The sequence below is a fragment of the Kribbella sp. NPDC055110 genome (assembly GCF_053607525.1).
In genome coordinates this window covers 1-20558 of sequence record NZ_JBSGTS010000014.1, presented here as the reverse complement: position 1 = coordinate 20558, position 20558 = coordinate 1, and the positions used below count along the sequence as shown (strand labels likewise).

The 20558-nt window shown below is 67.8% G+C and carries 16 protein-coding genes; 12 read left to right on the top strand and 4 right to left on the bottom strand.

Going from position 1 to position 20558, the window contains the following annotated elements; all coding sequences use genetic code 11:
• The first annotated feature begins 116 nt into the window (after nucleotides 1–116).
• Genes ACWF0M_RS22240 through ACWF0M_RS22230 form a run of 3 tightly spaced genes read left to right on the top strand, consistent with a single transcriptional unit; the run spans nucleotide 117 to nucleotide 3788 of the window.
• Nucleotides 117–1865, top strand: coding sequence for an extracellular solute-binding protein (locus ACWF0M_RS22240; protein WP_452237587.1), 1749 nt, complete (start codon nucleotides 117–119; stop codon nucleotides 1863–1865).
• Nucleotides 1862–2800, top strand: coding sequence for a carbohydrate ABC transporter permease (locus ACWF0M_RS22235; protein ID WP_452237586.1), 939 nt, complete (start codon nucleotides 1862–1864; stop codon nucleotides 2798–2800). Before ACWF0M_RS22240 ends, ACWF0M_RS22235 begins: the two co-directional genes overlap by 4 nt.
• Nucleotides 2801–2804: 4 nt before the next feature.
• A complete protein-coding gene (locus ACWF0M_RS22230; protein ID WP_452237585.1) occupies nucleotides 2805–3788 on the top strand; it encodes an ABC transporter permease in 984 nt (327 codons plus the stop codon).
• Between the two features lie 4 nt (nucleotides 3789–3792).
• On the opposite strand, the gene ACWF0M_RS22225 is transcribed toward ACWF0M_RS22230, so the two are convergent.
• Nucleotides 3793–5064, bottom strand: a complete 1272-nt coding sequence (locus ACWF0M_RS22225) for a lipopolysaccharide biosynthesis protein (protein ID WP_452237584.1) — start codon at nucleotides 5062–5064, stop codon at nucleotides 3793–3795.
• A 92-nt stretch (nucleotides 5065–5156) separates the two neighbouring features.
• Here ACWF0M_RS22225 and ACWF0M_RS22220 point away from each other — a divergent pair, with 92 nt between their 5' ends.
• A complete protein-coding gene (locus ACWF0M_RS22220) occupies nucleotides 5157–7832 on the top strand; it encodes an alpha-(1->3)-arabinofuranosyltransferase domain-containing protein (RefSeq protein WP_452237583.1) in 2676 nt (891 codons plus the stop codon).
• Here ACWF0M_RS22220 and ACWF0M_RS22215 read toward each other — a convergent pair.
• Genes ACWF0M_RS22215 through ACWF0M_RS22205 form a run of 3 tightly spaced genes read right to left on the bottom strand, consistent with a single transcriptional unit; the run spans nucleotide 7739 to nucleotide 10398 of the window.
• Nucleotides 7739–8788: an acyltransferase family protein gene (locus ACWF0M_RS22215; RefSeq protein ID WP_452237582.1), complete on the bottom strand. Its 1050-nt coding sequence runs from the start codon at nucleotides 8786–8788 to the stop codon at nucleotides 7739–7741. The two genes, ACWF0M_RS22220 and ACWF0M_RS22215, sit on opposite strands and share 94 nt — an antisense overlap.
• On the bottom strand, nucleotides 8785–9585 hold the full coding sequence (locus ACWF0M_RS22210) for a class I SAM-dependent methyltransferase (RefSeq protein WP_452237581.1): 801 nt from the start codon (nucleotides 9583–9585) through the stop codon (nucleotides 8785–8787). Before ACWF0M_RS22210 ends, ACWF0M_RS22215 begins: the two co-directional genes overlap by 4 nt.
• A 48-nt stretch (nucleotides 9586–9633) precedes the next feature.
• Complete coding sequence (locus ACWF0M_RS22205; protein ID WP_452237580.1) at nucleotides 9634–10398, bottom strand: MerR family transcriptional regulator; 765 nt, start codon at nucleotides 10396–10398, stop codon at nucleotides 9634–9636.
• Nucleotides 10399–10494: 96 nt separating this feature from the next.
• On the opposite strand from ACWF0M_RS22205, the gene ACWF0M_RS22200 reads away from it, so the two are divergent.
• From ACWF0M_RS22200 to uvrB, 8 genes are all read left to right on the top strand, one after another.
• Nucleotides 10495–11379, top strand: coding sequence for a phosphotransferase family protein (locus ACWF0M_RS22200; RefSeq protein WP_452237579.1), 885 nt, complete (start codon nucleotides 10495–10497; stop codon nucleotides 11377–11379).
• 250 nt (nucleotides 11380–11629) lie between these two features.
• Nucleotides 11630–13117 (top strand): 30S ribosomal protein S1, encoded by a 1488-nt coding sequence (rpsA, locus tag ACWF0M_RS22195; protein ID WP_452237578.1) that lies wholly within the window; start codon nucleotides 11630–11632, stop codon nucleotides 13115–13117.
• Nucleotides 13118–13268: 151 nt separating this feature from the next.
• Nucleotides 13269–13877, top strand: coding sequence for a dephospho-CoA kinase (gene coaE / locus ACWF0M_RS22190; RefSeq protein WP_452237577.1), 609 nt, complete (start codon nucleotides 13269–13271; stop codon nucleotides 13875–13877).
• A 204-nt stretch (nucleotides 13878–14081) separates the two neighbouring features.
• Nucleotides 14082–15218, top strand: a complete 1137-nt coding sequence (locus ACWF0M_RS22185; RefSeq protein WP_452237576.1) for a PrsW family glutamic-type intramembrane protease — start codon at nucleotides 14082–14084, stop codon at nucleotides 15216–15218.
• Nucleotides 15215–16300, top strand: coding sequence for a PT domain-containing protein (locus ACWF0M_RS22180; RefSeq protein WP_452237575.1), 1086 nt, complete (start codon nucleotides 15215–15217; stop codon nucleotides 16298–16300). The genes ACWF0M_RS22185 and ACWF0M_RS22180 overlap by 4 nt, the downstream gene beginning before the upstream one ends.
• The gene (locus ACWF0M_RS22175; RefSeq protein WP_452237574.1) at nucleotides 16297–17271 is read left to right on the top strand and encodes a hypothetical protein; all 975 of its coding nucleotides are present in this window, start codon (nucleotides 16297–16299) and stop codon (nucleotides 17269–17271) included. Before ACWF0M_RS22180 ends, ACWF0M_RS22175 begins: the two co-directional genes overlap by 4 nt.
• A 31-nt stretch (nucleotides 17272–17302) precedes the next feature.
• Nucleotides 17303–18082 carry a hypothetical protein gene (locus ACWF0M_RS22170; RefSeq protein WP_452237573.1) on the top strand — a complete coding sequence of 260 codons (780 nt, stop codon included), beginning with the start codon at nucleotides 17303–17305 and terminating at the stop codon, nucleotides 18080–18082.
• A gap of 47 nt (nucleotides 18083–18129) precedes the next feature.
• Nucleotides 18130–20247, top strand: coding sequence for an excinuclease ABC subunit UvrB (gene uvrB, locus ACWF0M_RS22165; protein WP_452237572.1), 2118 nt, complete (start codon nucleotides 18130–18132; stop codon nucleotides 20245–20247).
• The last annotated feature ends 311 nt before the right edge of the window (nucleotides 20248–20558 follow it).

Below are 20558 nucleotides of genomic sequence, written 5' to 3'. Positions count from 1 at the left end.
AGGTCTTCCGAAGCTGCCTTTTCTATGTCATCGTCCCTCGCAAAGATCCGAGATCCTATTGGATATTGCCATCGGATATGTCGTCTCCGTTCCCACCCCGCCGCCTAGGAGGAACCATGCCGAACGATCACGCACGCCCGGGACTCAGCCGCCGATCACTCATCGCCGGTGCACTCGGACTGACCGCGGCCGCCGGCGGTGGTGTGCTCAGCGCGTGCAGCGGCTCGAGCAACGCCAGCAGCGCAGGACCCGGTGCGGGCGGCGCGGCGCCGAGCGTCACGCTCGGCCCGAAGCTGACCACGGTGCAGTACCCGGAGGGGTACGTCGGCCCGGTCGCCCGCGAGTTGAAGCCGCTCACCAGCGAGAAGGTGACGTTCAAGATCGTCGTACCGCAGGACGTGACGATCGGGGACTGGAAGACCAACGCCTTCACCAAGTGGCTCGAGCAGAAGACCAACATCCACATCGAGTGGAACCAGGTCGGCGGGACCGACGACGACATCATGACCAAGGTCAATGCGATGATCGCGGCGGGCGACATCCCGGACGCGTTCATGGGCGTGCACTTCACCCGTTCGCAGCTGTTCCTGTACGGCCAGCAGGGCCTGTTCACCGACGTCGGCCAGTACCTCGACGGCTATGCGCTGAACCTGCAGCAGGCGATGAAGGACTACCCGGACACCCGCAAGCTGGTGCAGGCGCCGGACAAGAAGATCTACTCGTTCCCGAACATCAACGACTGCTACCACTGCCGGGCCAGCAACGGGCGCACGTTCCTCAACACCGACTGGATCAAGCAGGTCGGGCTGGCGGTCCCGAAGACCACCGACGAGTTCGTCGAGCTGCTGCGGGCCTTCAAGAGGGCCGATCTGGGCGGCAACGGCCGGACCATCCCGTTCTGCGGCTACAAGGATGCGCCGCTCGACACGTTCTTCATGAACTCGTTCCTCTACAACCCCGGCGAACCGTGGCTGGTGCTGAACGACGGCAAGGTCGATGTCACGTTCGACAAGGACGAGTGGCGCGAGGGCCTGAAGTTCATCCACGGGATGTACGCCGAGGGCCTGATCAACAAGGACGTCTTCACCGCCGATCAGGACCAGATGGACCGCTACGGCAACGCGCCGGGCAAGCCGATCATCGGCGGGGCCCGGTCGTACTACTGGGGCGGTTTCCTGGACATCGACCAGAAGGACCCGAATGCCCGCTGGCGCAAGTACGACGCGGTCCCGCCGCTGAAGGGCCCGAACGGCGTGCAGTACGCCGCCTGGAACTACCTGGGCATCGGCGTCGAGGTGGCCAAGCTCGTGATCACCAAGAAGTGCGCGAAGCCCGAACTGCTGGTCCAGTGGGCCGATGCGCAGATGGAGCTGGAGACGATCCTGCGCGCGTACGCCGGGCCGAACTTCGCGTGGGCCAAGAAGGGCGAGGTCGGGATCAACGGCAAGCAGGCGGTCTACGGGCTGACTGCGACCTGGAACACCGAGAAGAACATCACCTGGAGCCAGGACAACACGATGTACCGCTCGCAGGACTTCCGGCTGTCCGAGAGGGTGAACCCGGCCGACCTGACGTTCGAGAAGCCGCTCTACCAGCAGACCGTGGACAACTACTTCCCGTACAAGCAGCCGCAGGAGATGCAGTTCCCGCCGGTCACGCTGGACCAGGACCAGGCCGCGCAGGAGGCGGAGCTGAAGACGAACCTGAAGAGCGAGGTCAATCTGTCGTTCTCCAAGTTCGTCACCGGGCAGCTGGACCCGAACGACGACGCCGCGTGGAACGACTACAAGGACCGGGTGGCGAAGATCGGCGTGAAGCCGTATCTGGAGCTCCAGCAGGCCGCGTACGAGACCTACAACGGATGAGCGCGGCAGGCACCTTGCCGCCGGACGAGCAGCGGCTGGGAACCGGCGCGCCGATTCAGGACACCAAGGGCGACAAGGTCGCGCTGGCCTGTATCTACACCGCGCTCGCACTGTTCTGCCTGGCGATCCTGTACCCGATCGTGTACGTCGTCAGTGCGTCCGTGAGCAACACCCACAAGGTGTCGGCGGGCGAGGTGTGGTTGTGGCCGGTCGGATTCACTCTCGACGCGTACAAGGCGATCTTCGACTACGACGCGATCGTCAGCAGCTTCGGCAACTCCGTGTACTACGCGGTGGCCGGCGCGTTGGTCGCCACGGTCCTCACGCTGCTGGCGGCGTATCCGCTGTCGCGGAAGGGGCTGCCGGGCAAGGGCTTCATCATGGCCGCGTTCGTGTTCACGATGATGTTCAGCGGCGGCCTGATCCCGACCTATCTGGTGGTGGACCAGCTCGGGTTGCTGAACACCCGCTGGGCCATGATCCTGCCGACCGCCCTGGCGGTCTGGAACGTGATCATCACCCGGACCTACTTCATGGTGACGATCCCGGAGGAACTGGTCGAGGCCGGCAAGGTGGACGGCTGCAGCGACTTCGGCTTCTTCTGGCGCGTCGTGCTGCCGCTGAGCAAGCCGATCATCGCCGTGAATCTGCTGTTCTACGCGGTCGGCCAGTGGAACTCGTTCTTCAACGCGCTCATCTATCTGACCAACGAGCATCTGTTCCCGTTGCAGGTGGTACTGCGGCAGATCCTGATCCAGTCCAAGGTCGACCCGTCGCAGATGCCGGACACGAGCAAGCTGGCGCAGCTGAAGGAGCTGCAGCAGCAGCTGAAGTACTCGCTGATCGTGATCGGCATGATTCCGCCGTTGCTGGTCTACCCCTTCGTCCAGAAGCACTTCGTCAAGGGGGCCATGGTCGGCTCGCTGAAGGGATGAGCGCATGACCACTTCGACAGAGACCCGTCCGGAGGTCCGGACGGGGGCTCACCGCAAGGACCGGACGGGGAAGCCCACAGTCGGGCTGGCGCTGCGGATCCGCCGGAACTGGCAGTTGTACGCGATGCTGGCGCTGCCGCTGATCTGGCTGGCGATCTTCGCCTACTGGCCGATGTACGGCGTCATCATCGCCTTCAAGGACTACAACGTGGTGTCCGGGATCCTGGGCAGCCCATGGGCCGGCCTGAAGTACTTCGAGCGGTTCGTGGAGTCGTACCAGTTCTGGAAGCTGATCAAGAACACGATCTATCTGCACGTCTACGAGCTGGTCGCGACGTTCCCGTTGCCGATCATGCTCGCGCTGTGCCTGAACACCGTGCGGAAGAAGTGGTTCAGCCGGTCGGCGCAGCTGATCACCTACGCGCCGCACTTCATCTCCACGGTGGTCGTGGTCGGTCTGGTCGTCGTACTCACCAACCCGAACACCGGCGTCGCGAACAAGTTCATCGGGCTGTTCGGCTTCGGTCCGGTCGACATGATGGGCGACGCCGGGCTGTTCCGGCACATCTACGTCTGGTCGGGTGCGTGGCAGACGATGGGGTTCGCCGCGATCATCTACCTGGCCGCCCTGACCAGTGTCCCGCCGGAGCTGCACGAGGCGGCGATCGTGGACGGGGCGTCCCGGTTGCGGAGGATGTGGCACATCGACCTGCCGGCGATCGTGCCGGTGGCCGTGATCCTGCTGATCCTGAACATCGGCTCGATCCTGTCGGTCGGGTTCGAGAAGGTGCTGCTGATGCAGAACAACCTGAACCTGGACACCGCCGAGGTGATCGACACGTACGTCTACAAGATCGGCCTGGCGTCGGCGGTCCCGCAGTTCAGCTACGCGACCGCGATCGGGTTGTTCAGATCGGCCATCGGACTGGTGCTGCTGGTACTGGCGAATACGTTCGCCCGGCGGTTCGCCAAGTCAAGCTTGTGGTGATAGGTCAAGCCTGTGGTATTTCGGCGGCCTGGCGGTGCAGTCCGGCCGCCAGGCCTGCCGACAGCAGGAGCGCGCAGGTGCTGGTCATCGCGGCCAGCACCTTCACGCCGTCGAGGCCGGTCGCCGTGCCGGTGCCGAGGATGATCCCGGCGGCCACCGCGAGCACCACCAGCCCGAGCCAGATCGCGAGCGCGGCGCGTTTCTCCTGCTGCGCGATAGCGGCGTACACGACCAGTTGCAGTACGGCGTACGCGGAGCCGGCGACTGCGAACAGCCAGGTGTACGGGCCGAGCGGTGCGTACTTCTCCTTGCCGCCGATGATCGCGACGACGAGATCGGGAAGGATCAGCGTGCCGACGACCGTGCACACACCGAGACCTGCGACAGCCGCGATCGCCTTGCGCAGCCGCAGGGTGTCACCGGGCGACTGTGCGAGTGTCGGGAACACCAGGACGATGACGAACTGCGGGAGGAACAGGCAGGCTTTCGCGATGATCACCCCGGCCGCGTAGTACCCGCTGTCCGTGCCGTCGAGCAGTGCGCGGGCGAACAACACGTCGGCGTTCGCGAGTGCGAAGAACGCCAGCAGCGTGTGCGTGCCGTGCACGGTCTCCCGCAGTACCTGCTTGGTCTGGTCCTTGGTCGCGCCGGTCGATCCACGAAGCGCGATGCGGCCGATCACGACCGGTACGGCGGCGCCGAGCGCGAGACCGATCATCGCCGAGTCGAGTGAAGGACGCACGAGCAGTGCGCCGCCGCCCAGGACGAGGCGGCCGACACCGGTGGCGGTGTAGATCGCGGCCAGCTCGGTCCAGCGTTTGCTGCCCTGGAGGACGCCGAGCTGGGCTCCCATCACCGTCAGGCAGCCGAGCGTCGGGGCGAGCAGCAGGATCGAGACCACCGAATCGATGTGCAGCAGCCACATGAACACCGGTGTGAGCACCAGGCAGACCGCGGTCAGTCCGAGCGCCGCGCGATTGCCCGCCTTCAGCATCGCGTCGGCCAGTGCTCCGGCGCCGGCACCGGAGTGTGTCGCGAGTTGACGGGCGCCGGCCGCCTGCAGACCGAGTGAGGCGACATTGCCGATCAGCAGCAGACCCAGCAACGCCGTGAGGGCGCCGAACTGTTCCGGGACGAGCCGGTGCGTGCCGATGAGCGTGAAACCGTAGGCGGCCACGTTCATGATCGCCATCGCGACGGCGACCACGGTGGCCCGCCGCAGGAACGCCAGGCGCTTGGCCTTCGGTGCATTGGCCGGAGTGGTGCCAGACGTCATGTGTGCTGCCTCGGATCGTGTGAGATTTGCCGGACCTCACGGTACGGCAACGATGCCGCCCAGAAGCCGCCGGATCCGTTAATGTCCGGCCGGTGAGGAGGCTGAAGGCGGGTAGTTCGGAGCAGGTCGTCTGGCGGGCACGGCTCGTCCTGGGATGCCTTGCTCTGATCGCTCTGTGCTTTCAGCATGCGCCCGGCCAGATCGTTCCGGATCGCCGGCTCGAGCTGACGGCCGGGCCGGGTGGGTTCCTGTCGCGCGCGCTGCACCTGTGGGATCCGCACACTGCCTTCGGCCAGCTGCAGAGTGACGCCTACGGCTACCTGTTCCCGATCGGGCCGTTCCACTGGTTGCCGGACACGCTGTCGGTGCCGGACTGGATTACGCAGCGCCTGTGGTGGTCGCTGGTCCTGTGCGTCGCGTTCCTCGGGATCTGGAAGCTGTGCAACGTCCTGCAGTACGGCGTGGCTTGGACACGGCTCGCTGTCGCACTGCTGTACGCCGTGCTGCCACTGGCGTTCGGCGGACTCGCCATCGAGGTGTGGCCGATAGCCATGGCCCCGTGGGTACTGCTGCCACTTGTCTCACCAGGCGCCCGATCCGGCTGGTGGCGGGTCAGCTGGTCGGCCGTGGCGTTCGCACTGATCGGTGGCGCCAACCCGGTGGCGAGCGCCGCGACCCTCGTCGTACCGGCCGTCTGGCTGGTGGCACGCGCGAGGGTGAAGCTGACTGTCGCATGGCTGGGCTTCGTCGTCGCAGTGTCGATCTGGTGGCTGGTCCCGCTGCTGATGTTGCTCCGGTACGGCGTTGCGCCCGAAAGCCCGCGCTGGGTACCGGTCGCTGCTGCGGTGGTCGGTGTACCGCTCGCACTGGCCGCGGCGCACTACCTGCGCCGCCTGACGAACCTCTCCGTTACACGAGGCGTCCACCGCCGCGTCGTACCTGTCCTGGTCACCTGTCTGGCTGTAGCCGCCGCCCTGCCCGTAGTACTCACCCGACCGGACGGGGCGTTCGCTGCGATCTCGCGGCACTGGGAGGACGCGGCCAACTGGTTGGACGAGCAGACCGCGTCTGGCAGCGTGCTGGTCCTGTCCGGCTCCAGCGAACCGCTCGCCGCCCTGGTGAACCGCCCACTGGCCGCGCTCACCAATGACATGCGCAGCCGTATCGACTCAGGCGTCGGTGACCCGGCGCTGCGCCAGGAGCTGACCCGCGACGGCATCCGGTACGTCGTCGTACGCAACGACGTACCGGAAGGCACGCCGTCGCTGGCGATCCACGAGAGCTTGGCCGACTCCGGTGTGCGACGGGTGACGTACTTCGGACCGCCTGGGCAGGGCCGCCTGCCGTACCCGAGCGTGGAGATCTACGACGTCGGAGCGACCACACCGGGCCGGCTCATCCCACGGTCCCGGCTCGTAGCGGTCGGCGGCACCGCTGACGACGTACCGACTGTGGTGACCGCGCTCGGTGGCCAGGGGGCTGCGGTACTGCGGGCAGACGCCAACGGCAAGCTGGACGACCTGCCGCTGATCGCTACCGACAGCCAGCCGTCTGATGAGCAGCCGAGTGCAGTGGTACTGCGGAACGCGCAGGTCGGCCGGTCAGCCTGTCTGCACGTTGGTACGCAGGCACTGTGCAACCAGGACCAGGCGAAGGACTCCGCCGAGCCGAACGGCCTGTCCCGCAGCGTGCAGCTCCCGCAGGCCGCGACGTATCAGCTACGCGGCACGGCGCTGCCGCGGGACGGCGAGGCGCTCGAACAGCTGCTGTCGGTGCCGGGAGCGATCACTGCCACGGCGTCGTCCCGAGCGGTCGCCGCGCCGGAGGGACGGCCGGACGCTGCGGTCGACCGCGATCTCGGCACCGGCTGGCTGGCCGCGCCGGACGACCCGGCGCCGAGCCTGACGCTGAAGTTGCCGGTAGCAAGGGACGTGCAGGGTTTGCGGTTCCAGGCGTACCTCAACGGTTCGAGGCCTGCCGAGGTCGTGCTGCACTTCGACGGCGGCGCGTCGCTTCCCGCCACAGTCGACGCCGGCGGGTACGTCCGGTTCGCGACGAGGCACGTGCGGACCGTCAGGATCGACTTCACCGCGACGAAGCCGCTGCAGGACGCGCGGACCAGCCCGGTCGGCGTCACCGAGGTCCAGGTGCTGGGTGCGGACGAGCTGCGTAAGGCGGTCACTCCGCAGCGGCGCGTTCCGGCATACTGCGGCAACGGACCGACGGTCCGCGTCGACGGCGTACCGGCGCGGACGCAGGTCGCGGCGACCATGCGGGACCTGCTGCAGCGGCGACAGGTGGCGTTCAGCCTGTGCGGCCAGATGTCGACCCTCCCACTGCGGTCCGGCCTCCACCGCGTGGAGGTGCAGGCGAACGGTGGCCTGGTGCCGATCGAGACCACGCTGACGAAGGCAGGCTTCGGGGATGTGTCCCAGACGCCGGTGCAGGGTGTGGATGTCTGGCGTCCGAACCCGACCGAGCTGACAGTCGAGGTACCGGGCGCGGACGAGCAGTCCGTGCTGGCTGTCGCGCAGAACTACAACGAGGGCTGGGAGGCGTACGACGGCAGCGGCCAGAAGCTCACGCCGATTCGGATCGGCGGCTGGCAGCAGGGCTGGGTACTGCCGGCCGGACCGGAGCAGGTGGTCACGGCAAGCTTCATGCCGGACAGGGCCTACCGCGCCGGGCTGCTGCTCGGACTGGTTGCCTTGCTCTCGGTCTTGGCCACGGCTGCGTTCTTCATGACAGGCCGTTCGAGCAGGCGGTAGCTGACTGCGGCCAGGACGACTGAGGCCAGCAGAGTCACGGGCAGTTGTACGGCGAACGGACCGTCGAGCAGGCCGTCGATCAGGCCTAGTACGACGAACTGGTACGCCACGACGCCGTACGAGAGCTGTGCTGCGAGCCGTGCCTGTCGACTTCCCAATACGCGGACAGTCTTGGCCGTGGGGGTGAGGACCGGGAAGAGCACGCAGGCGACGACGACTGTGTAGAGCAGGGTCTTGATGAGCGCCTGCGCCGGTGTAGGGGTCGCGTGGTCGTACGGTCCCGCGATTGGGGTCGCGGTGATCAGCAGGAGTGCTGCGGCGATTCCCCAGAGTGTGCCGGGGACTCTGGTCAGCGTGTCGAGTGTTGACGGGCCGAGCCGACCTGTGGCGCGGGCGACCTGCCAGAGCGCCATGCCCATGCCGACGGCGAACCAGCCGAGGTACCCGGGCAGCCAGAGCCCTGCCCCGGGATGACCGGTTGCTACGACCGCGGCCATCCACACCGGTCCTACTGCGGTCAGGGCGAGCAGCACAAGGAGCCGCCACCGGACACTGCGGCGGGTGGGACGCTCGTATCCGGTCAGCAGCCGCCCCAGACCGGGCAGGAGCAGGTAGAACGGCAGCGGCGTCAGGACCGCCCAGCGGAGGTAGGTGGTCGCCGGGTGCGGCACGAGGACGATCGACAGCACGACGGCGACCAGTAGCGCGGGGAGGATGCGTAGTGCGCGGCTGCGCAGGTACGGGAGGGTGAGTGGGGGCAGGGTGCCGGAGAACCACGCCAGTACGTGCGGCCGGTAGAGCAGGAACCCGGACACCGCACAGAAGATCGCCCAGCCGACGTCCAGCCGGGACACGACCCCGGCGAACGGCGCATGCGTGTGCAGGCCGACCTGTGACACCACGACCGCGAGTGCGGCAATCACTCGCAGTCCGTCCACTGCGGGGAATCGGGTCATACGAGCTGTCCTTTGTGGGCGGTCCAGATGGCTGTGCCGGGAACGAGAGGTCCGCGCTCGGGTCCCCAGCCGCCCCAGACGAGGTGGTGCCCGGCCGGCCATTCCGGTTCGAGCAGGTCGTCGACCACGAAGCCGGCGCCGGTGAGCTCGCGGATCCAGTCGCCGGTCGTGCGGTGGTGCTCGGCGTACACCGGCGTACCGGACGCGTCGACCTCGACGTACGGCGTCCGGTCGAAGTAGGAGTGGGTGATCCGCAGACCTGCGGCCGACGGGTCGTCGGGCATCGTCCAGCGGAACGGGTGGGTCACCGAGAACACGAGAAGGCCACCTGGCTTCAGAACACGGGCTATCTCGCGGAACGCCGTACCGACGTCGGCCACGAACGGGAGCGCGCCGAAGGCGGAGCAGGCGATGTCGAACGTGCTGTCGCGGTAGGGGAGTGCGACAGCGTCAGCGGCCACGGTGCGGACCGCCGTGCCGGTGCGTACGTCGAGCTGGTGAGCGATCCGGAGCTGCTCGAGCGAGATGTCGAAGGCAACCACGTCAGCGCCCTGTCCCACGAGCCAGCGTGAACACTGAGCCGCGCCGCAGCCGACCTCGAGGATCCGCTTGCCACGGACCGGCCCGAGCAGCTGGGCCGCCTCCTCGTCGACGCCCTCCGGACACCAGACGAACCGGTCGTCCCCGAGGAACGCACCGTGCTCGGCCAGGTACTCCGCAGCGGCCCCGTCCCAGTACGTCCGGCTGGCACGTGACGTCTGAGCTTCCGTCAGCTCAACCCTCCGCGGCTCCACCACCGGGTCAGCCTAGGGGACCCCGGAGTCTGCAGCCTCCGAGGTCCTGGGTCAGTCGTCCAGCTTGGTGTCGGCGTATACGGTCATGGCGTCGCGCAGGTACTCGACCAGTGTGTCGTCGCCGCGGCCGATGTTCTGCCGGAACCGCTCGTCGTCGACGTACATCTGCCCGAGTCCCTTGTACGCCTCACGTGTCGGCGTCCAGAACAGACAGGTGACCTCGTAGTGCAGCTGGATCAGCTCCTGCACACTCAGCTCGGTCACTGCGACCCCTTCCGCCTTCAGCGCGACCAGCCCCTCATGCACCTGCGTCTGGCCGACCCGGGCCTTCTCGGCGTCCGCCTCGGTCCAGCTGCGCATCCGCTGGTAGCTCGCGTCCACCGCTTCGTCGCCCCAGCGCTCGCGCGCCTCGGCCTCGTACGGGTCGCGCTCGAATCCTTCGAAGACCTTCTCCGGTGACATCTCTCCTCCTCTCTTCAGGTTGTCGATGGTGGTGTCGACGGTCTGGACCAGTCGGCCCAGGCGCAGCTGCTCCTTGACCAGCCACTCCTTGTGCTTGGCCAGCACCTCGATCACGTCCTGCTCGTCCCTCTGCTCGTCCCTGTGCGCGATCACCTCGCCCACCACCTCCAGGCTCAGCCTGAGGTCCCGGAGCAGCAGGATCTGCTGCAACCGCAGCAGCTGCTCCTGCTCGTAGTACCGCCGGCCGTTGGGTGCGACCCGGGCCGGCACCAGCAGGCCGATGGAGTGGTAGTGCCGGAGCGTGCGCGAGGTGACGCCGGAGGACCGGGCCACCTGTGCGATCGACCACGCCATCGAACTGCTCCTTTCCGTCGACATCCTTGACGTTAAATGTTGCCGCTACGTCAACTTCAAACCGATTTGTCGAGGCGATGCGGCAGGATGCGACGCATGAGTGATTTCGCGGCCAGTGCCGTCCCGCTGAGTGGTGGGTACGGCGGGCAGACGTTCGCGGTGAGCGCCGGCGACGAGGACGCGGTCATCAAGTTCTACGCGCGGGACCCGGAACGGGCCGCCGTCGACGCCTCGCTGCTCGAGCTGGTGCACGGACTGCTGCCGGTGCCGCGGGTGCTGGATCTCAAGCGCGACGGGTCCTTCGAGGATCCGCCGTACCTGCTGACCGAGCGGCTGCCGGGGATCAACCTGCAGGTCTTCCTCGAGTCGGCGACGGACGAGCAGCGGCGACGGGTCGGGACGCAGCTGGGGGAGCTGCTGGCGCGATTGAGCGGGATGCCGTTCCTCAAGTCCGGGATGTTCCGGGGCAGTGAGCTGACGGTCGAGCCGTTCGGGTTCGGCGACCTGGCGGAGTACGTCGCGGGGCTCCGGCTCGGGTTCGACGACCGGCAGCGGGAGGGCTTCGCCGCGGTGGTCGACGAGGCGGAGGACGTTCTGGCCGACGGCGTACACCGGGTCTGCCTCGTGCACAGCGACTTCAACCCGAAGAACCTGCTGGTCGACCCGGAGACCGCGCGGATCACCGGCCTGATCGACTGGGAGTTCGCCCACGCGGGTTCGCCGTACGCCGATCTGGGCAACCTGCTCCGCTTCTCGGAGGATCCGGTCCTGGCTGGGCCGGTGCTGGCGGCGCTGCGGGAGATGGAGCTGGGGGAGCGGCTCGTGGACCTCGGCCGGGCGGCCGATCTGTGGGCGCTGCTGGACCTCGCGGAGCGGGCCGCCGAGCACGAGATCGCGGCCGCCGCGCACCGTCTGGTCTCCCGAATGGCGGACACGGGCACGCTCGCCGGGGGCCGCCCGGTGCTGGACGTCGTACATTGAGATCAATGGCATGTCGGGAGATCTCGGCGGGCGGCCGGTAGGCACCGGGCGCCCCAGGTTGTGCTGTCTTCGTCAAGACCGGTATTCTGTGAGATGCGCTATGGGCCCGCGCGACCTCGGACGGAGCAGGCTCGTGCTCGCAGCAGTCGGTGGTGAATCTGTGCTCTTCAGGCAATCCAGCGGTTTGATGCGATCCAACGGTTCATGACGCGACCGCACAACACCACCAGTCCACGGAGCAACCCACCACATGACGGCCAGCATCGAGGCACCTCTCGACCCCGCAGTACGCACCACCCCGCAGGTAGCGGTCAATGACATCGGGTCGGAGGAAGACTTCCTCGCGGCGATCGATCAGACCATCAAGTACTTCAACGACGGCGACATCGTCGAGGGCACCATCGTCAAGGTCGACCGGGACGAGGTTCTCCTCGACATCGGTTACAAGACCGAAGGCGTGATTCCCTCCCGCGAGCTGTCGATCAAGCACGACGTCGACCCGAACGAGGTCGTCAACGTCGGCGATCACGTCGAGGCCCTGGTTCTCCAGAAGGAGGACAAGGAAGGCCGCCTGATCCTCTCGAAGAAGCGCGCCCAGTACGAGAAGGCCTGGGGCACGATCGAGAAGATCAAGGAAGAGGACGGCGTCGTCACCGGCACCGTCATCGAGGTCGTCAAGGGTGGCCTCATCCTGGACATCGGCCTGCGCGGCTTCCTGCCCGCCTCGCTCGTCGAGATGCGCCGGGTCCGCGACCTCCAGCCGTACGTCGGCCAGGAGATCGAGGCCAAGATCATCGAGCTGGACAAGAACCGCAACAACGTGGTCCTGTCCCGCCGGGCGTGGCTGGAGCAGACGCAGTCCGAGGTGCGGATGAACTTCCTCACCCAGCTGCAGAAGGGCCAGATCCGCAAGGGTGTCGTCTCCTCGATCGTCAACTTCGGTGCGTTCGTGGACCTCGGCGGCGTCGACGGTCTGGTGCACGTCTCGGAGCTGTCCTGGAAGCACATCGACCACCCGACCGAGGTCGTCGAGGTCGGCCAGGAGGTCACCGTCGAGGTGCTGGACGTCGACATGGACCGCGAGCGCGTCTCGCTGTCGCTGAAGGCGACCCAGGAAGACCCGTGGCAGCAGTTCGCCCGGACCCACCAGATGGGCCAGATCGTGCCCGGCAAGGTCACCAAGCTGGTTCCGTTCGGTGCGTTCGTCCGCGTGGAGGAGGGCATCGAGGGTCTGGTGCACATCTCCGAGCTGGCCGAGCGGCACGTCGAGATCCCGGAGCAGGTCGTCCAGGTCAACGACGACGTCATGGTCAAGATCATCGACATCGACCTGGAGCGGCGCCGGATCTCGCTGTCGCTCAAGCAGGCCAACGAGGGTGTGGACCCGGTCTCGGACGACTTCGACCCGACGCTCTACGGCATGACGGCGACGTACGACGACCAGGGCAACTACATCTACCCGGAGGGCTTCGACCCGGAGACGGGCGAGTGGCTCGAGGGCTTCGACGCTCAGCGCGAGGAGTGGGAGCGGCAGTACGCCGAGGCCCACACGCGCTGGGAGGCTCACAAGAAGCAGATCGAGGACGCCAAGACGGCGGACGTCGAGGCCGGCGAGGCGTCGACGTACTCCTCGGCCTCCGGCGGCTCCACCCCGAAGGACGACGCTCCCGTCGAGGGCGCGCTCGCTTCCGACGAGGCACTGCAGGCGCTTCGCGAGAAGCTGACCGGCCAGGGCTGATCCACCCGTCGAAACCCCCGCATCCGAAAGGTGCGGGGGTTTCGCACGTCCCGATCACCTCGTCTTTGAGAAGCCACCAACCATTGTCGGAGCCGATTTCTGGTTGGTGGGTTCTCAAAGTACGCAGGAGCAGGCCCGGTAGGCTGCGACGGTGCTGAGAGTGGGACTGACTGGCGGCATCGGTGCCGGCAAGAGCGCGGTGTCGTCGCGGCTGGCTGCGCGGGGCGCCGTCGTGATCGACTCCGATGTGCTCGCGCGGGAGGTGGTCGCGCGCGGGACCGACGGTCTCGCGGAGGTGGTCGCGGCGTTCGGTCCCGGCGTACTGACGGCTGACGGTGATCTCGACCGGCCGGCGCTCGGGAAGATCGTGTTCGGCGACGAGACCGCCCGGCGCAGGCTGGAGGCGATCATCCATCCCCGGGTCCGGGCGCGAGCGGCCGAGATCGAGGCCGGCGCGGCGGCGGACGCGATCGTGGTGCACGACATCCCGCTGCTGGTCGAGACCGGTCAGGCGGACCGGTTCGACCTGGTGCTGGTGGTCGACGTGCCGGTCGAGGTCCAGGTGCAGCGGCTGACCGAGCAGCGCGGAATGACCGACGAGGAAGCGAAGCAGCGGATCGCCAGCCAGGCGTCCCGGGACGACCGGCTCGCGGCCGCGGATGTCGTCGTTGACAACTCAGGCAGCCTGGACGACCTGGATCGCCGCCTCGATCAGGTGTGGGAACAACTCGCAGGGCACGGTCCGGACACGAAAAGGTGACCCTTGCGCGGGAAATGATGCATCCGGGACCGCCTGTACGAGAATCTGTCCCGGTTCGGCCCCAGGTGTGTGTCAAGGCCGGACACGGTCGGCGCGCCCCGTGCCGGTCCAAACGTCCGACGTTGGGAGGTTGGCGTGGTTTGTCCGCGCTGCAGCTCTGACGTCCCCGAGGTGTCGCATTTCTGCCATCACTGTGGCAACGACATGCGTACCGGGGACTCCGAGCGGAAGAACGCGTACGCCGCCAGGCCCGACGAGGCCGTGGCCTCGTTCAAACTGGTCTCGACGATCATGCCGCAGGGGTCCGGCAAACAGCCGTACACCTACAAGGTCGCGCTCGGCATCGCCCTGCTGCTGACCGTGCTGACGGCCGCCCTCGGCGCGCTGCCGGTGGCGATCATGATCGCGGCCTTCGCGATCCCGATCGTCTACATCATCTACTTGTACGACGTGAACCTCTGGGAGGACGAGCCGATCCCGGTGGTCGCCGCGGCCTTCGTGCTGACCGGCGTACTCGCGGCGCTCTTCACCTGGATCTGGTCGGACAAGGTCGGGCTGTCGATCGGCACGATCGGCGAGGACCGCTCCGGACCGTCCTTGCGGGACCTGCTGATCGTGCTCCTCCTGGTGCCGGTCGTGTCGGAACTGATCCGGCAGATCGGCCCGCTCTACCTCGCGTCCCGGCCGCGGTACGACGACCTCATGGACGGCTTCACCTTCGGTGTGGTGGCCGGTGTCGGCTACGCGTGCTTCGAGACGCTGGTACTGCACTGGGGCTGGATCAGCGGCGGCTTCGCCGGTCCGGGCAGCAGTGCCGGGACCTGGATCTCGATCGTCGTGCTGCACGGCTTCATCAAGCCGCTGGTGTACGGCTCGGCGACCGGCATCGCGGGCGCGGAGTTCTCCGGCCTCGGCGAGAAGTACGACGGTTTCACGCCGCGCTGGGTCGGCGGCCTGCTGCAGGCGATGGTGGTGAACGCGCTGTTCCAGGGCGGTATCTACCTGCTCGGCTTCGTCGGCGGTCGCGGCTCGACGATCGGCGCGATCCTCGGCGTCGTCTGGGGCCTGTTGCTGCTCGGCGCGCTGATCATCCGGGTCCGGACCGTGCTCCACAAGGGCCTCCTGGAGGCTGCGCTGGAGTCCGCCGCCCGTGGTGGTTCCAACCACGCGTCCGGCGACCTGGCGTTCTGCTCGCGCTGCGAGATGCCGCTGCTTCCGCACTCTGACTTCTGCTCGGCCTGTGGCAACTCGGTGCGATCCGTACCGAAGTCCGCGCGCGGTGTGACAGCAGCGACGGGCGCCAGTGGCTACGAAGCGACGACCGGGGAGACGCAGGCATGAGCAACCAGCAGCCGCCGTACGGTGGTCAGGGCGGTCAAGGCGGACAGCCGCCGTACGGCGGGCAGCCGGGGCAGCAGCCTGGCTACGGGCAGCAGCCTGGGTACGGGCAGCCGCAGCAGCCTGGGTATGGCCAGCAACCGCCGTACCCGCAGCAGGGGCAACCGCAGACGTTCCCTGGCCAGCAGCCTCCGCAGGGTTATCCCGGTCAGCAGCCTCCGCAGGGTTATCCCGGTCAGCAGCCTCCGCAGGGTTATCCCGGTCAGCAGCCGCAGCAGGGCTACCCGGGGCAGCAGCAGGGGTATCCCGGCCAGCAGCAGGGCTTCCCCGGTCAGCAGCCCCAGTACGGCGGCCAGCAGTGGAACCAGCCGCCGCGTAGTGGCGGTGGCGGCAGCGGCAAGACCCTGCTGATCGCCGGCGGTGCGTTCGCGGTCGTGGCGATCATCGGCGTCGTACTCGCCCTGGTCTTCAAGGGTGGCAACGACCAGGCCGACCCGACGCCGGTGCCGACGTCCGCGCCGACCTCGCAGCCGACCGGCGAACCCACGGGCGAGCCCACCGGTCAGCCGACCGAAGAGCCCACCGGCTCGCCGACCACGGAGCCAACCACGGAGCCGAACGGCGGCGACGAGGGTATCGAGGTCGCCGAGGGCGTCTACGTCAAGCCGCAGACGGGGTACATCCGCAAGAGCGTCGACGGGTTCAAGGGCGTCGTCCTGGTCAAGCAGGGCGAGGGTGTCTTCATGGTGCAGGCCGCGAAGGTGACTGGTACCAGCGCAGCGCAGCTGCTCCCGCAGGTGCTCAAGACCGACACCAAGGGCCTGTCCGGGCTCAAGACCAACGAGGTCAAGACGACGACACCGGGTCCGGACGACAAGACCCCGGTCAAGCTCCTGCTCAGCCAGTCGTACTCCGGCGTGCAGAGCAGCCAGAGCGGCAGCCTCTCGGTCGTCGGGTTCGTCGCCGTGATCGAGCGCGAGGACGGGGTGTTCACCGTGGCCAGGGCGTACGGGCGCAAAGACAAGCTCTCGACGCTCGACCCGGACTCCACGGCCATGCTGAAGTCGGTGCTGCAGAGTCAGTGAGCGGAAAGCGAGACAAGGGGACCGGCGGTAATCCCTGGGTCAACCAGACCGGACCGGACCCTGACGACACCGACGAGCCGGAGGACCAGCTCCCGCCGTCGCCGTGGAACCTCGAGGTGGCGCCGGCGCCGTCCCCGTGGGCGGATAGCGGCGCGCCCGGACCGGGTCCTGGACCCGGCCCGGGGCCTGGTGCCGACTCTGGTTCTGGCTCTGGTCCGGGTGCCGGCTCCGGTCCGGCGACGCAGACCTCGTCGGCGTGGGGCGACAAGGTCGGCCCGCCCTCGTTGCGCCGCCCGGCGCCGGAGAAGACGAAGCGCTTCTCGGTGCCGCCGCTGCTGATTCCGATCGGCGCCGGCCTGCTCGTGGTCGCGCTGGTCGCGATCGTGCTGGTGGCACTGTCCGGCGGTGACAAGGGCGGGGACAAGAAGGCCGACCCGGGTCAGTCGCCGAGCCCGTCGACCGGTACGCCGACCGCGCCGCAGTCGTCGTACCAGCCGCCGCCGAACGCACTCCCGGTCGGGTTCGGCGTCTCGCTCGTCCCGGTCCAGGGCTGGGCCGTGGTCACCTGGGAGAAGCTCGGCAAGCAGGTCGCGATCTACCCGCCGGGCATTACGCCCAGCCCGAACGCCGAGGGGAGGGCGTTCTTCTGGGTCCGGCAGAAGCAGAACGTGACGGCGAACGCCTACCTGCTCGGGATCGTCGAGGGCGAGACCGAGAACGAGGTCGCGCAGCTCGGCAACGTGCGGAACCTGCCGTGCCCGAAGGACGTCTTGGTGGAGTGCGTCGCGATCGACTACACCTCCACGGCCAAGCTGAACGGCGAGGACGTGCGGGTCAAGGGCTCCGTCGAGGTGTACCGGCGCAAGGACAACGTGGTCACCGCGCTGGACTTCCGGACCCGGGTCGACTTCGCCCCGAAGGCCGAGGCCGACGCCGCGATCATGAAGAAGTCCGTGATCGACAGTCTGTGACGGATCCCCAGAACTACCGCGAGGAACAAGTATGAGTCAGCAGTACGGTCCACCGCCGGGCCCGCCGCCGGCACCCGCCCCCGGCGGTTGGGGCACCGGGCCGCAGGGTGGCGGCTGGGGTCCGGGGCCGGGCCGGCCGAGCCATCCGGCGAAGCCGAACCGGACGCCGTGGATCATCATGGCCGGCGCGATCGTGGCGGTGCTGCTGGTCGCTGTCGGCGTCGTACTGATGGTGAACGGCAAGGGCGACAAGCCGGCCACGCAGTCGACGCCGGAGCCGCCGGACCGCACCATGTACACGCCGTCGCCCACGCCGACCCCGAACGACTCCAAGGGGCCGAACGACGTCGGCATCGAGGTCGGCTGGGGCATCTGGTTCACGCCGTCCAAGGGCTGGCTGCCGGACTGGGACAAGTCGCGGAGCGGGAAGAACTACATCCTGCAGCAGTTCAACGCCCGCGGGCTGATCGACGGGTACTACTGGGTCCGTCAGACCGAGTTGTACGACGCGAAGGGCTTCGCCGAGCATCTCGTCGACGTCGAGTCGAACGGTATGGAGGGCGTCCGGATCGGCAAGGGCACCGCCTGCAAGCCGGCGAACCCGAACATCAAGTCCTGCTACGCCGTGTCGTACACCGGCGCCTGGGTCGCCAAGAACGGCCGGAAGGTCGCGATGCAGGGCTTCGTCACGGCGTACCAGGACCAGTTCGACCGCACCACCGCCACCGACGCGGCCCTCGAGACCCGCGTCTACGCGCGCCGCGTGAACGAGCTGATCTACATGAACAACAGCGTGGTCAAGAGCTTCTGACCAGCGGTTTTTAGAAACTGTCGGCGGCGGGCCGTACGGTGGAGGGCATGAGACAGGTCTCGGATCTCCAGCGTATGGTCGCCCCGCTGAAGGTGACGTCGGACTTCGAGCCGGCGGGCGACCAGCCGGCCGCGATCGCGGACCTCGAGCGGCGCATCAACGCCGGCGAGCAGGACGTCGTACTGCTGGGCGCGACCGGCACGGGTAAAACCGCGACCGTCGCCTGGCTGGCCGAGCGGGTGCAGCGCCCGATGCTGATCCTGCAGCCGAACAAGACGCTCGCCGCCCAGTTCGCGAACGAACTGCGGCAGTTCTTCCCGCACAACGCCGTCGAGTACTTCGTGTCGTACTACGACTACTACCAGCCCGAGGCGTATGTCCCGCAGACGGACACCTACATCGAGAAGGACTCCTCGATCAACGAGGAGGTCGAGCGGCTGCGGCACTCGGCGACCTGGTCGCTGCTCACCCGCCGCGACGTGATCGTGGTCGCGACCGTCTCCTGTATCTACGGCCTGGGCTCCGCCGACGAGTACCTGAACCGCATGATCCATGTGAAGGTCGGCACCGAGATGGACCGCGACGGCCTGCTCCGCAAGCTGGTCGGCGTGCAGTACGCGCGCAACGACCTGGCCGGGACCCGCGGCACGTTCCGGGTCCGCGGCGACACCCTCGAGGTGTTCCCGGTGTACCAGGAGCTCGCCGTCCGGGTGGAGTTCTTCGGCGACGAGATCGAGCGCGTGATGACGCTGCACCCGCTGACCGGTGAGGTGATCAGCGAGGAGGACGAGGTCTACATCGGCGCTGCCACGCACTACGTGACCGCGCCGGAGCGGATGGAGCGCGCGATCACCTCGATCGAGGCCGAGTTGGCGGAGCGGTTGGCGGAGCTCGAGCGCGGCGGGCAGTTGCTGGAGGCGCAGCGGCTCCGGATGCGTACGACGTACGACATCGAGATGATGCGGCAGATCGGGACCTGTTCCGGGATCGAGAACTACTCGCGGCACACCGACGGGCGCGAGCCCGGTACGGCGCCGCACTGTCTGCTGGACTACTTCCCCGAGGACTTCGTGCTGGTCATCGACGAGTCGCACGTCACAGTCCCGCAGATCGGCGGGATGTACGAGGGGGACATGTCCCGGAAGCGGACCCTGGTCGAGCACGGTTTCCGGCTGCCGTCGGCGATGGACAACCGGCCGCTGCGCTGGGAGGAGTTCCTGGAGCGGATCGGCCAGACCGTGTACCTGTCCGCGACCCCGGGGCAGTACGAGCAGGACAAGTCCGACGGGTACGTCGAGCAGCTCATCCGGCCGACCGGTCTGGTCGACCCCGAGGTGATCGTGAAGCCGACCAAGGGCCAGATCGACGACCTGATCCACGAGATCCGGCTCCGGGTCGAGCGCAACGAGCGGGTCCTGGTCACGACGCTGACCAAAAAGATGTCCGAGGACCTGACCGACTACCTGCTCGAGATGGGGATCCGGACCAGGTACCTGCACAGCGAGGTCGACACGCTCCGCCGGGTCGAGCTGCTGCGCGAACTGCGGATGGGGGAGTACGACGTTCTCGTCGGTATCAACCTGCTCCGCGAGGGCCTGGACCTGCCCGAGGTGTCGCTGGTCGCGATCCTGGACGCCGACAAGGAAGGCTTCCTGCGGTCGGGCCGTTCGCTGATCCAGACGATCGGCCGCGCCGCGCGGAACGTGTCCGGCCAGGTGTTCATGTACGCCGACAAGATCACCCCGTCGATGGAGCAGGCGATCGACGAGACGAACCGGCGGCGCGCGAAGCAGATCGCCTACAACGAGGAGAAGGGCGTCGACCCGCAGCCGCTGCGGAAGAGGATCGCCGACATCACCGACATGCTGGCCCGCGAGGACGCGGACACCGCCGAACTGCTCGGCTCCGGCCGCACCCAGTCGCGCGGCAAGGCGCCGGTTCCGGGCGGAGGCAAGGGCCGTGCTGGTGACAGGGCCGGCGAGAAGGCGAAGGAACTGGCCGGCGGGCTCCCGTCGTCCGACCTGGCCGACCTGATCCAGCAGCTGACCGACCAGATGCACAACGCCGCCGCCGAACTCCAGTTCGAGATCGCCGCCCGCTACCGCGACGAGATCTCCGAACTCAAAAAAGAACTCCGCCAAATGACCAACGCCGGCGCCCAGTAGCCAAACCCCCACCACCCGCCCGGGCCCGCTCCTGTCTCCCGTCCCCACCGCACGCACGCACCGCACGCACCGCACCAGCGCACGCAGCGCACCAGCGCACGCGCCGCACGCAGCGCACCAGCGCACGCACCAGCGCACGCACCAGCGCACCCCGAATACATCGCCCGGTCCGTGCGGGCGGCCGGGCGCGATGAGGCGCCTCCGCACACGAGGGGATATCCGGCTCTTCTGACTGATCCGTGGGTCAGTTTCGGCCGGGGAGGGGTGGGCGGTAGCCGCCGAGGGTGAGCATGGCCAGGGCGATGAGGGCG

Bases quoted from the DNA above. Each gene is read 5' to 3' on its own strand.
- uvrB (WP_452237572.1), top strand. From the start codon at position 18,130: ATGAGACAGGTCTCGGATCTCCAGCGTATGGTCGCCCCGCTGAAGGTG.
- rpsA (WP_452237578.1), top strand. From the start codon at position 11,630: ATGACGGCCAGCATCGAGGCACCTCTCGACCCCGCAGTACGCACCACC.
- ACWF0M_RS22230 (WP_452237585.1), top strand. From the start codon at position 2,805: ATGACCACTTCGACAGAGACCCGTCCGGAGGTCCGGACGGGGGCTCAC.
- ACWF0M_RS22225 (WP_452237584.1), bottom strand. From the start codon at position 5,064: ATGACGTCTGGCACCACTCCGGCCAATGCACCGAAGGCCAAGCGCCTG.
- ACWF0M_RS22240 (WP_452237587.1), top strand. From the start codon at position 117: ATGCCGAACGATCACGCACGCCCGGGACTCAGCCGCCGATCACTCATC.
- ACWF0M_RS22185 (WP_452237576.1), top strand. From the start codon at position 14,082: ATGCGTACCGGGGACTCCGAGCGGAAGAACGCGTACGCCGCCAGGCCC.
- ACWF0M_RS22215 (WP_452237582.1), bottom strand. From the start codon at position 8,788: ATGACCCGATTCCCCGCAGTGGACGGACTGCGAGTGATTGCCGCACTC.
- ACWF0M_RS22170 (WP_452237573.1), top strand. From the start codon at position 17,303: ATGAGTCAGCAGTACGGTCCACCGCCGGGCCCGCCGCCGGCACCCGCC.
- ACWF0M_RS22180 (WP_452237575.1), top strand. From the start codon at position 15,215: ATGAGCAACCAGCAGCCGCCGTACGGTGGTCAGGGCGGTCAAGGCGGA.
- ACWF0M_RS22235 (WP_452237586.1), top strand. From the start codon at position 1,862: ATGAGCGCGGCAGGCACCTTGCCGCCGGACGAGCAGCGGCTGGGAACC.
- ACWF0M_RS22205 (WP_452237580.1), bottom strand. From the start codon at position 10,398: ATGGCGTGGTCGATCGCACAGGTGGCCCGGTCCTCCGGCGTCACCTCG.
- ACWF0M_RS22200 (WP_452237579.1), top strand. From the start codon at position 10,495: ATGAGTGATTTCGCGGCCAGTGCCGTCCCGCTGAGTGGTGGGTACGGC.